This window comes from Taylorella asinigenitalis ATCC 700933 (assembly GCF_000687755.1).
Taxonomy (GTDB): domain Bacteria; phylum Pseudomonadota; class Gammaproteobacteria; order Burkholderiales; family Burkholderiaceae_B; genus Taylorella; species Taylorella asinigenitalis.
The window spans coordinates 1-11,569 of the sequence record NZ_JHXN01000008.1 but is presented as its reverse complement, the minus strand read 5'-3'; the positions used below and the strand labels follow the sequence as shown (position 1 = coordinate 11,569).

General features: G+C 34.3%; 16 protein-coding genes. 8 read left to right on the top strand and 8 right to left on the bottom strand.

Annotated features, from left to right (window positions below; translation table 11 throughout):
* Nucleotides 1-84: 84 nt before the first annotated feature.
* The 4 genes from T432_RS0105395 to secB all read left to right on the top strand — a co-directional run bounded on the left by T432_RS0105395 (nucleotide 85) and on the right by secB (nucleotide 2,633).
* The gene (locus T432_RS0105395; protein WP_014110831.1) at nucleotides 85-501 is read left to right on the top strand and encodes a rhodanese-like domain-containing protein; all 417 of its coding nucleotides are present in this window, start codon (nucleotides 85-87) and stop codon (nucleotides 499-501) included.
* Between the two features lie 2 nt (nucleotides 502-503).
* Nucleotides 504-887 (top strand): glutaredoxin 3, encoded by a 384-nt coding sequence (grxC, locus tag T432_RS09080; RefSeq protein WP_015551596.1) that lies wholly within the window; start codon nucleotides 504-506, stop codon nucleotides 885-887.
* An 8-nt stretch (nucleotides 888-895) separates the two neighbouring features.
* Nucleotides 896-1,903: an NAD(P)H-dependent glycerol-3-phosphate dehydrogenase gene (locus T432_RS0105385; protein ID WP_028884474.1), complete on the top strand. Its 1,008-nt coding sequence runs from the start codon at nucleotides 896-898 to the stop codon at nucleotides 1,901-1,903.
* Nucleotides 1,904-1,967: 64 nt separating this feature from the next.
* Nucleotides 1,968-2,633 carry a protein-export chaperone SecB gene (secB, locus tag T432_RS0105380; RefSeq protein ID WP_028884473.1) on the top strand — a complete coding sequence of 222 codons (666 nt, stop codon included), beginning with the start codon at nucleotides 1,968-1,970 and terminating at the stop codon, nucleotides 2,631-2,633.
* Between the two features lie 60 nt (nucleotides 2,634-2,693).
* On the opposite strand, the gene T432_RS0105375 is transcribed toward secB, so the two are convergent.
* Both T432_RS0105375 and T432_RS0105370 read right to left on the bottom strand, forming a co-directional pair.
* Nucleotides 2,694-3,242, bottom strand: coding sequence for a hypothetical protein (locus T432_RS0105375; RefSeq protein ID WP_028884472.1), 549 nt, complete (start codon nucleotides 3,240-3,242; stop codon nucleotides 2,694-2,696).
* Nucleotides 3,243-3,266: 24 nt separating this feature from the next.
* Nucleotides 3,267-3,803 (bottom strand): hypothetical protein, encoded by a 537-nt coding sequence (locus T432_RS0105370; RefSeq protein ID WP_028884471.1) that lies wholly within the window; start codon nucleotides 3,801-3,803, stop codon nucleotides 3,267-3,269.
* A gap of 148 nt (nucleotides 3,804-3,951) precedes the next feature.
* On the opposite strand from T432_RS0105370, the gene T432_RS0105365 reads away from it, so the two are divergent.
* Together T432_RS0105365 and T432_RS0105360 are read left to right on the top strand one after the other, a co-directional pair.
* A complete protein-coding gene (locus T432_RS0105365; RefSeq protein WP_028884470.1) occupies nucleotides 3,952-5,127 on the top strand; it encodes an OLD family protein in 1,176 nt (391 codons plus the stop codon).
* Nucleotides 5,120-5,683, top strand: a complete 564-nt coding sequence (locus tag T432_RS0105360) for a hypothetical protein (protein ID WP_028884469.1) — start codon at nucleotides 5,120-5,122, stop codon at nucleotides 5,681-5,683. The genes T432_RS0105365 and T432_RS0105360 overlap by 8 nt, the downstream gene beginning before the upstream one ends.
* An 81-nt stretch (nucleotides 5,684-5,764) precedes the next feature.
* Here T432_RS0105360 and T432_RS07965 read toward each other — a convergent pair whose 3' ends face one another.
* The 6 genes from T432_RS07965 to T432_RS07960 all read right to left on the bottom strand — a co-directional run bounded on the left by T432_RS07965 (nucleotide 5,765) and on the right by T432_RS07960 (nucleotide 9,323).
* Nucleotides 5,765-6,040, bottom strand: coding sequence for a hypothetical protein (locus T432_RS07965; protein WP_248646287.1), 276 nt, complete (start codon nucleotides 6,038-6,040; stop codon nucleotides 5,765-5,767).
* 208 nt (nucleotides 6,041-6,248) lie between these two features.
* On the bottom strand, nucleotides 6,249-6,884 hold the full coding sequence (locus tag T432_RS0105350; RefSeq protein ID WP_028884468.1) for a hypothetical protein: 636 nt from the start codon (nucleotides 6,882-6,884) through the stop codon (nucleotides 6,249-6,251).
* Nucleotide 6,885: 1 nt separating this feature from the next.
* The gene (locus T432_RS0105345; RefSeq protein WP_028884467.1) at nucleotides 6,886-7,560 is read right to left on the bottom strand and encodes a hypothetical protein; all 675 of its coding nucleotides are present in this window, start codon (nucleotides 7,558-7,560) and stop codon (nucleotides 6,886-6,888) included.
* The gene (locus T432_RS0105340) at nucleotides 7,553-8,140 is read right to left on the bottom strand and encodes a hypothetical protein (protein ID WP_248646286.1); all 588 of its coding nucleotides are present in this window, start codon (nucleotides 8,138-8,140) and stop codon (nucleotides 7,553-7,555) included. Before T432_RS0105340 ends, T432_RS0105345 begins: the two co-directional genes overlap by 8 nt.
* A gap of 47 nt (nucleotides 8,141-8,187) precedes the next feature.
* Nucleotides 8,188-8,838 carry a hypothetical protein gene (locus T432_RS0105335; RefSeq protein WP_028884465.1) on the bottom strand — a complete coding sequence of 217 codons (651 nt, stop codon included), beginning with the start codon at nucleotides 8,836-8,838 and terminating at the stop codon, nucleotides 8,188-8,190.
* Nucleotides 8,820-9,323: a T6SS effector amidase Tae4 family protein gene (locus T432_RS07960; RefSeq protein WP_049959890.1), complete on the bottom strand. Its 504-nt coding sequence runs from the start codon at nucleotides 9,321-9,323 to the stop codon at nucleotides 8,820-8,822. The genes T432_RS0105335 and T432_RS07960 overlap by 19 nt, the downstream gene beginning before the upstream one ends.
* Before the next feature lie 1,370 nt (nucleotides 9,324-10,693).
* Here T432_RS07960 and T432_RS07955 point away from each other — a divergent pair.
* Together T432_RS07955 and T432_RS08580 are read left to right on the top strand one after the other, a co-directional pair.
* A complete protein-coding gene (locus T432_RS07955; RefSeq protein WP_248646285.1) occupies nucleotides 10,694-11,098 on the top strand; it encodes a DUF2778 domain-containing protein in 405 nt (134 codons plus the stop codon).
* Between the two features lie 92 nt (nucleotides 11,099-11,190).
* On the top strand, nucleotides 11,191-11,569 hold a 379-nt coding region (locus T432_RS08580; protein ID WP_028884464.1), incomplete at its 3' end, for a hypothetical protein.

Below are 11,569 nucleotides of genomic sequence, written 5' to 3'. Positions count from 1 at the left end.
CGTTAGGAAATCTCAAATAAATGCTTATTTTAACTTGTTATAATTTAAGGCTAATTTTTATTCAATAAATTCAAGGTTTTTTAAGTGGATTTTCTTTTATATAACAATAACTATTTGTTTCTAATTGCCGCTGTAGTGTCGGGAATATTGCTTGTGATTGGTTCTCGTAAAAGCGGTCAATCTACACTATCAGCTCAAGAGGCTGTTCGCTTTAGTAACACGGACCACGCACAGTTTATAGATATACGCGAACCTGAAGCCTATCAGGCAGGACATATAGCCCAATCTAAGAATTTTCCAAAATCTAATTTGGAAGCGAAAGCGAGTTCATTGCCAAAGAAACCATTAATACTAGTTTGTGATACGGGACGTACTGCTCTAGAGGCGGCCGCTATATTGAAAAAACTTAATATAGAAAATGTGTATACTTTAAAGGATGGCTTGACTGGATGGAAAAATGAAGGTCTTCCCATCAAATCCAAGAAAAAATCGAAGGAGTAGTTATGGCTCAAATCACAATGTACTGTAAAACAACCTGTCCGTACTGCATCAAAGCGGAAAAATTACTACGCGACAAGGGTGTTAACGATATAGAGAAAATTAAGATCGAAACTAATCCAGAGGCGAAAGCTGAGATGATTTCTCGCTCGGGCGGTCGTACTACTGTGCCACAAATTTTTATTAACGGCGAACATATTGGCGGATGCGATGATTTAATCAAGCTTAATGCTGAAGGCGGGCTTGATGCTAAGCTTGCGGCTGGATCTGCGGGTGCGGATGTGGGCTCGGGTGCTTCGTCCGAAGCAAAAGGCGAAGGATCTGGTAGCTGTTCAGGCGGCGAAGGTGGCTGCTGTGGCTCTTGTGGCGGAAAAGGTTCCGAGAACTAATCCTGTCTATGAGCTCTTATAAGACTCTAGTAATTGGGGCGGGTAGCTGGGGGACGGCTCTGGCTACCCTTGCCAGTCTTAAGGGCGATGTTCTTCTTTGGTCGCGTGACTGTGCACAAGTAGAGGTCATCAATGCGACTCATAAAAATCCTAATTATCTAAGCGATTTTGAAATCCCTCAAAGGGTTGTGGGGACTTGTTCTTACGAGCAGGCACGTGATTTTTTGAGGGCATCTCCAGATGAGGCGTTGGTCATATTTGCATTGCCAGTGGCTGGGATGAGAGATGGGGTTAAGGCGTGGAGTGAGTGGCTTGCGGAGGATGTTCCTATCGTATGGACTTGCAAGGGTTTTGAGTCCGATACTGGGATGTTAGCTCACGAGATTATTGCCACCCAAAGTAAATTTCAGGAAGTGGGTGTGCTATCAGGGCCATCATTTGCGAAGGAAGTGATACAAGGGCTGCCAGTGGCTTTGACCGTTGCGACTTCAAGCGATATAGTAGTCGAACGTGTTACGAATGTGCTACATAATGGCTCATGTCGCGTCTATGGAAGCGGCGATATGGTGGGCGTGGAAGTGGGCGGTGCTCTGAAAAACATTATTGCGATTGCTTGCGGGATAAGTGACGGGCTTGGGCTTGGGCATAATGCTCGGGCAGCGCTGATCACTCGCGGTCTTACGGAGATGTCGCGGCTGGGAGTGGCTATGGGAGCTATGTCGAGCACGTTTTATGGGCTAACTGGAATGGGTGATCTCGTGCTTACGGCGACTGGCGATTTGTCGAGAAACCGTCAGGTCGGATTGGCCATCGCTCGCGGGCGAAGTTTGGAAGATATTCTGAGCTCGGGGCTCACGGCTGAGGGAGTTCGTTGTGCGCAGATAACATTAGCGAAGGCGGGAGAGATGGCGGTGGCATTGCCAATTACAGAAGCGGTGTGCGATGTATTATTTAAGGGCGTTAAACCAGAGGATGCGGTACGCAGCTTACTTGTGCGCGACGCAAAAGCTGAGTAATATTATTTGTAATAAATTTCAAATACAATTCTAAAATTAAACTGAATACAACTTGAGGACTAATATGTCAGAAGAAAACAAAAATTTAGATCAAGAAAATGCTCAAACTAACGGTGCTGAGGCTGGTGCTGGAGCTGCGGCTGGGGCTGCGGCTGCTCAAGAGGGCCAAGCTAAGGGCGAGCCATCAATTCGCAAAATCGGCGAGGATCAACCACAAGAACAACAAAGATCATTTAATCTTCAACGCACTTATTTGAAAGAAAGTTCTCTTGAGATGCCTAATGCACCACATATTTTTATGGCTGAAGAAAATCCTCAATATGAGATCTCTGTAAATATCGGTGCAGAGCCACTTTCAGAAAAATACTACCACTCTTTAGTACGTGCCACAGTTCATGCGAAAATTGGTCAACACACACTTTATATGCTTGAAGGTACACAAGCTGGTATTTTCGAAATTTCTGGCTTTGAAGTTCAAGAAATCGATCAATTACTTGGTATTGTTTGCCCAGCAAACTTATTTAACTACCTACGCGTTAACTTAGCTGATATGGTTACTCGTACTGGTTTACCACAGCTTAATCTTGCGGATATTAACTTCCAAGCATTGTACGAGCAAAATCTACAAGCTCGCATTCAAGAAGCTCAACAGCAACAAGCGGCTCAGCAAGCTTCTGGTGCTGAGGGTGCTGGTGGCACTGCGGGTACTGCGGGTCAGAAAGCGAACTAATTTTTTAATTAGATGCTATGAAGGGGTCTTGACGACTCCTTTTTTATTTGCGATATGTTTTTAAGCTAAAGCACCGTAAGTGTTTTGCACACGCATGGAGGTTTTGAAATAGTGCCTCCAAGCTAGTTTAAATATCACGTTAAGGATTAAAGCTATTATTGTTGCACCCCTGTCCAATTTGAAATTGAGTGAGAACATAGGAATTAAAAGGGTCACTATAGGTAATGATATGGTTTCAAGCAAAAACACTTTAAAATAATTTTTTAGAACTTCTTTAGGTACTGATGGATTATTTACATCACGAAGTAAACGGATACTTTTAAATTTTAGTTTTACCCATAAGAGTATTAATGTGAATGCAGTCAGTGCACATAACAGAAGAAATATTACTGATAAATCTATTCTTTGATAATCAAAAAAAATTTTCCCATAAAGTACTAAGCTAGAAGCCACATTTGAAGAGAGAAGAGTTAAGGTAAATAACAATTGAATAAATTCTGTTAAGTAAAAAAAGCCTAATGCACCGTTAATCCTCTGAGTTACATTAGGGACTAAACCAACATTATTAGTCTCTGCCGCTAAAGCATTTTGATTTGAGTGTGTATTCATTCTTAAATCCTGAAATATATAAGCTTAGGCATTTGCCCCGTATGTATTAAAAACTCTAGTTGAATTTTTAAAATACCAAGTCCACATAATTTTGAAACCTATTAGACCAGCGACAGTTCCGAATTCCAGGGCATTATTTGTTCTGAATCCATTTAAAGAAAACACGCTAATTAATAAAAACCCATAACCCATAAGATTACATAAATAATCAATCCACATTAATTTAACGATTTTTCTAGGAGATTTTGGATTGCTTTTATCCCTTGTGAAACGCAGTATTTTGTATTTTAAGAATATTGAATAAAAGCCCACAAGAATATTTAAACTAGCAGTAGCAAGCAATAAATTAAGTGCAAAATTATAGTTACTAGGAATTACAGAATGACTTTGAAAAGTTTGTATAACTAAACTGCGCAATTTAAATAGCACTGTACTTATCATTCCATAGTAGATTATCCAACCAACCAGATCCAAAATTTGATAGACAAAAAAGATAAGTAAACCACCTTTAATTCCAGATCTAGGGCTAATTTCGTTTAATGTGGCTGCTGGAGTATTCATCAGAAGAAGTTTGAGGGGGAAGTTAAGGTATTGTAGCTAGGGAACTGTTACGAGAATATTTAGGGTAATTTGTAGCCAAAGATTTTGAAATATAATTCTGGACATGTTATATTAAAGTTCAATTAACTTCCAGAATTTGGAACTTATCATGATAATTACTGGGATAAAAATTAAGAATTTTTTCTCCTTTAAAGATATATTTATTGATTTAAGCATTAAGCGAAAATCTAAACATAGTACTATTCCAGATGAATTTCTTGAAGAATTCAATAACTTCAGATTTAAAAAGGTCTGTATAATCTCGGGCTCTAATTCAAGCGGGAAAAGTTCCTTAGGTAAACTTTTGTATGCTTTACAAGCTCTTGTTTGCCTTTCTCGTATTCCATCAATAGAAAAATTTATCTATGATAAGTCCTCGGAAGCAGAAATAGAAATTGAATATGTTTTCCCTAACGATGAAGATAAGAAACTCAATCGTCTGAAACTAGTTTGGCATCCGTCTAAATTGGAAAATGTTCCACATATAAATGCCACCTACTACTTCACACGTCTAAGGTTAAAAGATACTGTTTATTCAGCTAGGAAACGGGTTAATCTAATTTCAGACAGTAAGAAGAGCAAAAATTATTATGAATTTAAGGAAAATATTTTTTCTCTTGAATTTTTCTCTTTAATCTCTCAAGGTTTAACTAACCCTTGTTTTGGATGGTTCTATCAAATTGAATCCAATATTCAAAAGGATTTAGCTCAATTGCCTCAATTAAAAAATAATCTAATACTAGAAGCAGTACTAAAAACCTTTGACCCATTGATAGAGAATATATCTGAAAATAAAGATGATGAACACAATTTACAGAGCTTTACCATCAATTTCAAAAACAAAGATAAATTGGTTCTTGATACCTATGGTGATATAACAAACAAAGATCGATTATCCAATGGCACTTTTAACGGTTTAGCTATAGCCAGACTCTTCGATGTAATGGTTCAATTTAGGGATAATGATATAAGTTCTATATTTTATGTGGATGAGGCTATGGCTTATGTGCACACTGAAATAGAACAAGAAATGATTAGCCTAATCATACAAAATTTACCTAGACACTCCCAGTTATTTTATACAACTCACAATTATGATGTTCTTGATTTAAACTTGCCAGTACATTCATATATATTTATGAACAAACCTCAAGAACACACAAGTGTTGTTCAAGCTGAAGACAAGATAAAGAAAAATGACCGCAGTTTAATTGGTTACTTACGTAACAATGTATTTGGTACCATTCCAGATACTTCTAAGCTGGAAGATTTATTAGATGTCTAGAAAGAACTATGTCTATTGGTATTTTGTTGAGGGTGAAACTGAGAAACACTTGGTTGATTCATTAATTCAAAACGATTATTTACAATCAGGACGAATAAATATTCTTAGCTGTTGGTTTAATAAAAATAAGATTTCAACACAAACCAGGCGATTTTCTAGAAGTCAAGATAATATAGTTTACCTAATATTCGATACAGATGATCTAACCAATTTGGATTATTTTGAATCAAACTGCAATTTAATAATAAGAGAGGCTAGTAAGGTTTATTTATTAGGTCAGGCTAACAATTTGGAAGATGAATTGTTAAAGTCATGCTCTTTGTTAAAAAACAAAAACGACCTATACAAATTATTTTCTTCTCAAGGCTCCAAAGAATTTAAGTCAAACTTTATTAAAGATCAAAACCTCCTAAAAAAATTAGAACGAAAAGGTTTCGATAATAAGAGTATTTGGATTTCAAATAACTTACTACCAGAAAAAATAATATCTTTTCTAAAAAAATTTAAAGACTATAGTAAGGTCAGTATTAGCCCAAAAGATATTTGGTTTAAGTAAAGAATCTAAAAATATTATTTATATTTTAGTGTGCCCCTAAGCCATATTTCGAGGGGTTATGGCTTAGGAGTCATTGACTATTCAGGGATAGCTACGACCTCTGGATAGTTGGACTAAATGCATGGTGAGATACGAAGGTATTGCCACCCCAGCAAGGAAAACAAGCCTCCAAAACAAAGGTGTCTTTTTTGTGTTATGAGAATCTTCTTCGCCCACCCATACCGATTCGTTTGATTTTTTTCGATTTATTAATGTGGCAATGTCCCCGACCACTACCACTACTGCGGGTACATAAATCCAAGGAGATATGAAGAAATAATAAATTGCCGCGTAAAGCGCTTGAATTAAGTATTGCATATACAACTTGTAATGAAAAAATCGGTAATTTTAACAAGAATATGCAAACGTTAATGTAACTAGATTTTTGGGTTTGGAGGCAGGTAGCGAATTTAGTCAACGGCTAGGGTCTTCAAGCTCAGCAGACATGAGTGGAACGACAAGGGCTATTTCTTTAGCTATTTATAATTCTTAAGGGGCTGGTTATTCCTTCTTTGTGAATAAAGATTTAACGTATTGATTTAACGTTTACATTTTTCGAGAAATTAAAACATTCACGAACAGCCAGGTCACTATCTTTTAAGTCAAAATTTCTTAATTCGTCGCCTAGCTTTTTAATTTGATCAGTGTAAATTTTGGGTTTGGACATTTTAATAAACGACTCATGTCCCAGTTTAGCCATACATCCCTCGAAAGCTATAATTTCTCCCATTTCTTCATCGCTAATAATCGGAAACTCCTCAATTTTCCAATTTTTATAATCCAATGATATTGGGGGCGACATTATATTTAAGTTATAAGACACTCGCTTACATAGATAAAATACATTATGATTAATCTTTGGCACGCCATCTGACTCTGGCTTCAAGTACATATATTCTTTTAGTGGCAATGATGAAACAAGAGACTTTACAGCCTTACCCACATTGCGTCTATTGATATCATGTACTGGATTTTCCTTTAGAAAATCCTTTTTCCAAGAATTCCCTATTGATTTGTAAATATCGTCATCCTGCATCTGAAGACAAGAAAAAAATGCAATTTCTTCCTCTAGTTTGTCAACAATTTCATTTGAGAATGATGGATGAGATATTAATATTAAACTACTTATAAAAAGTGTTATCTGACTATAGAGTAAGTTCATATCAATCCTCAAAATTATTTTTTAATATCGAACGAATTTCAGGCTTTTCAGACAACTTGAAGCAAAACTTAAGCACACCATTTAGATCATGATAATTTCTAAAATTTTCACTGGCAAATTCTTTCACTTTAGGCAATAAAGTATTATTTATAAAATCTAAATGTTCATCCAATACAGATAAATCATTTGACATACGAGTAGATGTACTATTTGACTGAGTGATAAAAAAATTATCACCTGACTGGGAAATACATTTTTCTACAATTAAGTTTTCAATAGCTTCTTTTTTGGTGAGTGGTGAAAATTTAATATTTTTATATTCTTGAGGCGGGGGATTTCTAGATAAAGTATTGGATACAAGAGAACAGTGATATATGGGTTCAGCAATATGACTACTCTGAGAACATGAAACACAGTTACTCTGTGTATTTTCGCGAAAATGCATTGGATGAGATTTTTCAATTTCTAAAACAGATTTAAAAATTTTTGTGTATTGGCTTTCATCAAACCAATCATTTGTTTTATATTCCTGCTCCCACTCTAGGGCGTTTTGCACTAAAAGTGGATGTTGCTGTAACGAAAAACATGAAATCAATGCAGCTTCTTTTACGTTTAAATCACTTGCAAAAGCACTGTTAGAAAACAGGTAAATCAATAAAAAGAAATACTTATTCACTGAGATACTCCTTAATGAATGACTGCAATTGACTACCCTTAGTTTTTTGATAGCACGTCATAATGGGCGATTCGGATTCAGTATTTTGAAGGATTGAAATGTTTTTAATTTTATTTACAAATTCGCTGTCAAATTGAATATTTCTGTCTTGATAGGAGTGTGATAGGTTTGACAAATATTCGTTTGAATATGACTGCAAACAAAACTCGAATGAAATACCTTCAATCATTTCCTTTTTTTGAATTTGTAAAAAACTTTTTAGAGAATCGTCTTCATACTTTTCAAAATATTTTCTTTGCTCAACAGCACGCTTACAAAAGAAAAGTCCATTTGAAAAATATTTTTTACTAATTCTATCCTCATCAAAAAGCTGAGGAAAATTCCATAGAAAATACAGAATTTTAAAATCATAAAACTCAGAAGAATCGAGCAGTCCAGCCGTTCTGGAAATTAGTTTTTTACGCCATTCATTGCCCTGGTTTGCTAGATATGGATGGGGTTGATTTTCAAGGCAAATTGCAAAGGCCATTTCCTCCTCAACCTGCTCTATATTGTCTATAAAGTATTTTGCATTTGCCACTGTGACCCAACATAGACTAAAGCACACCAAAAAATAATATATGAATTTCATCTTTGTCTACTATGCCTTTGCTGAAAATGGTAGCAGTATTTCGCAGGTACCGATTTCATATCAGAGTTATCTTTTTTGATTAAATCTTGTATAAGTGGCAATGCATCCTTGAACTCTCTACTTAACTTGATATCGGCTTCTGTACCATCTATAAAATCTAAACCACCAAAAGAATTATTAGTTAATTCACTCATACAATTTACAAAAATAATGTTTTTTTCGTAAAACGTTTCTATACCCTTAAACAAAAGTTCATACATTGAAAAATTCTTAGGCCTTTCATTCGCAAACAAATCCACATATCTATGGCAGACGAAAAGTGGGTTTGTGTAAAAGCGATCGGGTTCCTGATATCTGTCTTTTGTTACGGAAAAATATGGAATTGGCAATGAAGATATTATTTGAACTGAATTTTCAAAAAGATGATCAAAATTTTTAGAATTGTTTTGATCATTTTTACGCAATTCTTCTAACCAAATCTCTCCTTGCTCTCTAAAAACGTCTAAATTTTGTGAAGCTAAACACGTAGCAAATAAGATTTCCTTAGGATAATCCGCTTCAGGTGCCTTAGCATCGGCTTTTAGAGCCATAAAGGCAACAAAGTAAAAAAATATCACTAATTTTGGTACTAATCTTTTAATATCCATAAACTCACGTAATTCAAAGCCTTAAGACCAAAATAATCGTCATGGACCATATCAGGGAATTTTCCAAAATTAGTTCCAGATCCATTAAAAAGTGTTATATGCCCTGAAGCATCTTTAAAAGCTATATTAAAATACATTATTCCCTTATTTCTACCAAAATCTTCAATAGTATTTTTTTTAGAAATTTCTGGTTTACCCCACTTATAAGTCAAATATTTAACTAATACATCTAATCTATAGATTATCGGGTTTTTATTTTTGTCTGAAAAATATTGAAAACCAATTTTCTTTAAATAATAGGAGTCAATTGTATGACCTGCACCATTAAGGGCGACACTTATACGTGTAGCACAAGTATTAATGAACTCTTTCCCTAAATTTATTGCTGCAGTACCCCCCAAATGTTTATGCAACGTAATATAATCTTTATATAAACTTCTTTGAGGATAATGTTTAGTTAGATCAATGTATTGTGGTCGGCTCATAACGGTTTCTAAATTTAAAAAAGGTGATTAATTTGCATTTTCGACCAAATAAGTTAAACCAATGTGTCAATCGCAATATAATATATCCCACTCTTATACAATAAGTGTATAACATCCTGTATTTAGCCATATTTTCCCATTGTTCAGAATAATATTTTGTTTGAAATAAATTCAAGGAGCAAATGAATTTCATAAAAACTTAATATATCCTATCGAGATTTCAAAATTCTTTTGTATTTATTTCTTATAAATTCATCTTAGATGGGTTATTCACATATTCAAAACAAGTAACTACTAGTAATGTTTAAGTATGATCTTCACTAGGTTTATAAAAGCCAATGTAATACGTAATTGGCTCCTTTAGCGATTAATAAATTAATTCATTTATAGGAAATAACATTATCAAGGTCAAATTCTAAGTTGCCTTCATATATTTTGGCCCATATAATCCCTTCTAGAGACAAGATTTTGTTGTCTTGTCCAGCAAAACAACTTGAAAAAGTAAAACTTCTCAAATTATGCCATATTCTTTTGTTTTCTTTCGATGCTGATTAAGAGATTGAACCTAAAACGGATAGAATAAAAATACTTAAATTTAATAAATCTCATACTATCCCCCAAAATAAACTTCTTTGAGTTTTATTTTTTGGATTTGACCCTTTGAGATATGTAAAGTAATCCTCGAAGGTAGGTTATCTATAATTTGTCCCATTCTATAGAGTGAATAGGGCTGTATCTTTACCAAATGGGATGTCAAAAAAATATCTCACTTTTCAATTTTAACTAACCATCAAATGGGGTTTTAATGTTTTATAAGCTTGGAGCTCCTATGATATGTGTAAGGTATTTCTTAAGTTCACTCATTCTAAAGTTAATGAGCGTTCCAACTTTAGCCATTAAAGTTTTTATTTTCAGTTTCTTAATTATTATGGAATCAATTTATAAACCCGACTTATTCTAAGCAAAACTAATCCTACTAGCACATGCATTACCGCTTTATCCAAAGCCTCGTATAAAGGTATTAGCAAATGTGATTTTGCGAATGTTACGAAAAATTATTCAATGAATTTAAAAAATAAATTTTTTATATTAACAATTCAATTATTTTAATTTTCCGAAATACTAAAATTTATCTGTCTCATAAAGATTTAAAACATTAGCTAGCAGACATACCTGAACTGCTTTTGACATTTTTCATTTGCTTCTTTGCAATATCATTCGCCCCTGGACTACGTTTTCCGCCTTACACGATTTAAAATTTCAAATATATAATTGCAATAGTCAATCTGAAATTACCATTGAAATAATAACTAAATTAAGATTCATTATCATAGCAGTTAGTAAATACTCCCAGTTATCATATTAATCTCATGCTAATTTGTCGATTTGAAATTAATAACTCCAAGAAATCAGCTAAGTTGATTTGTCCTGGTATTGGTACATTTGACGCTTTTACTGGAATGGATCCCTATACCAATAGATTGGAGTGTGCTCACATAACCTACGCTCCTATTCCTCCAGGTAGTTATTGGATTGTTGATAGACCTTTGGGACATTACAAGGAAACTCTTAAGTATTTCGGTATTAATCCCAAACCAACGCTGAAAGATGACTGGTTTGCTCTATTTAGAGTTGATAATAAAATTGACGACTTTACGACTTATAATTCAAATGAAAGAAGCCTTTTTAGACTCCATCCCAAGGTTGGAAGTGGTGTATCATTAGGTTGTATAACCCTTACATATAAAAGTCAATTTGATTTTTTAAGGGCTTAGCTTTTAAACCAAGAGCCGATGAACATTCCAAGTACAAGCATCAGAACATACGGAATCATTCTTGTTAGAGCTCTAGATTCTATTAACAGCGTATGTTAGCTAAAACCTTTAAACTTTTATTGGTTATTTATACTTTCATAGCCATTTATTATTTTGTATTTGAATTGAATGAAGAAGAATTGATAAAGTTCTTCGACTATGACCCTGAACCTTATAATGGCGAATTTGCACTAGATGTAATAATTAAGTTCTGTCTTATTTTTATTCCTATCTCATCCTTAGCATCTGCAATGCTAATCACTTCAATTGTTAATTTCATCAAATACGATGCCATTAATGTTCTTTCAAATATACACAAAATAGTTGATCAGATAATACAATTTTTTTTGTTATTAATTTCATTAAGCCTTATAGTGTGGACGCTTAACGTGTATTTAATGATAAACATCTTTAACGATGAAGAATTACAAT

Bases quoted from the DNA above. Each gene is read 5' to 3' on its own strand.
- T432_RS07955 (WP_248646285.1), top strand. From the start codon at position 10,694: ATGCTAATTTGTCGATTTGAAATTAATAACTCCAAGAAATCAGCTAAG.
- T432_RS0105350 (WP_028884468.1), bottom strand. From the start codon at position 6,884: ATGAACTTACTCTATAGTCAGATAACACTTTTTATAAGTAGTTTAATA.
- T432_RS07960 (WP_049959890.1), bottom strand. From the start codon at position 9,323: ATGAGCCGACCACAATACATTGATCTAACTAAACATTATCCTCAAAGA.
- T432_RS0105360 (WP_028884469.1), top strand. From the start codon at position 5,120: ATGTCTAGAAAGAACTATGTCTATTGGTATTTTGTTGAGGGTGAAACT.
- secB (WP_028884473.1), top strand. From the start codon at position 1,968: ATGTCAGAAGAAAACAAAAATTTAGATCAAGAAAATGCTCAAACTAAC.
- T432_RS0105335 (WP_028884465.1), bottom strand. From the start codon at position 8,838: ATGGATATTAAAAGATTAGTACCAAAATTAGTGATATTTTTTTACTTT.
- T432_RS0105370 (WP_028884471.1), bottom strand. From the start codon at position 3,803: ATGAATACTCCAGCAGCCACATTAAACGAAATTAGCCCTAGATCTGGA.
- T432_RS0105365 (WP_028884470.1), top strand. From the start codon at position 3,952: ATGATAATTACTGGGATAAAAATTAAGAATTTTTTCTCCTTTAAAGAT.
- T432_RS0105385 (WP_028884474.1), top strand. From the start codon at position 896: ATGAGCTCTTATAAGACTCTAGTAATTGGGGCGGGTAGCTGGGGGACG.
- T432_RS07965 (WP_248646287.1), bottom strand. From the start codon at position 6,040: ATGCAATACTTAATTCAAGCGCTTTACGCGGCAATTTATTATTTCTTC.
- grxC (WP_015551596.1), top strand. From the start codon at position 504: ATGGCTCAAATCACAATGTACTGTAAAACAACCTGTCCGTACTGCATC.
- T432_RS0105375 (WP_028884472.1), bottom strand. From the start codon at position 3,242: ATGAATACACACTCAAATCAAAATGCTTTAGCGGCAGAGACTAATAAT.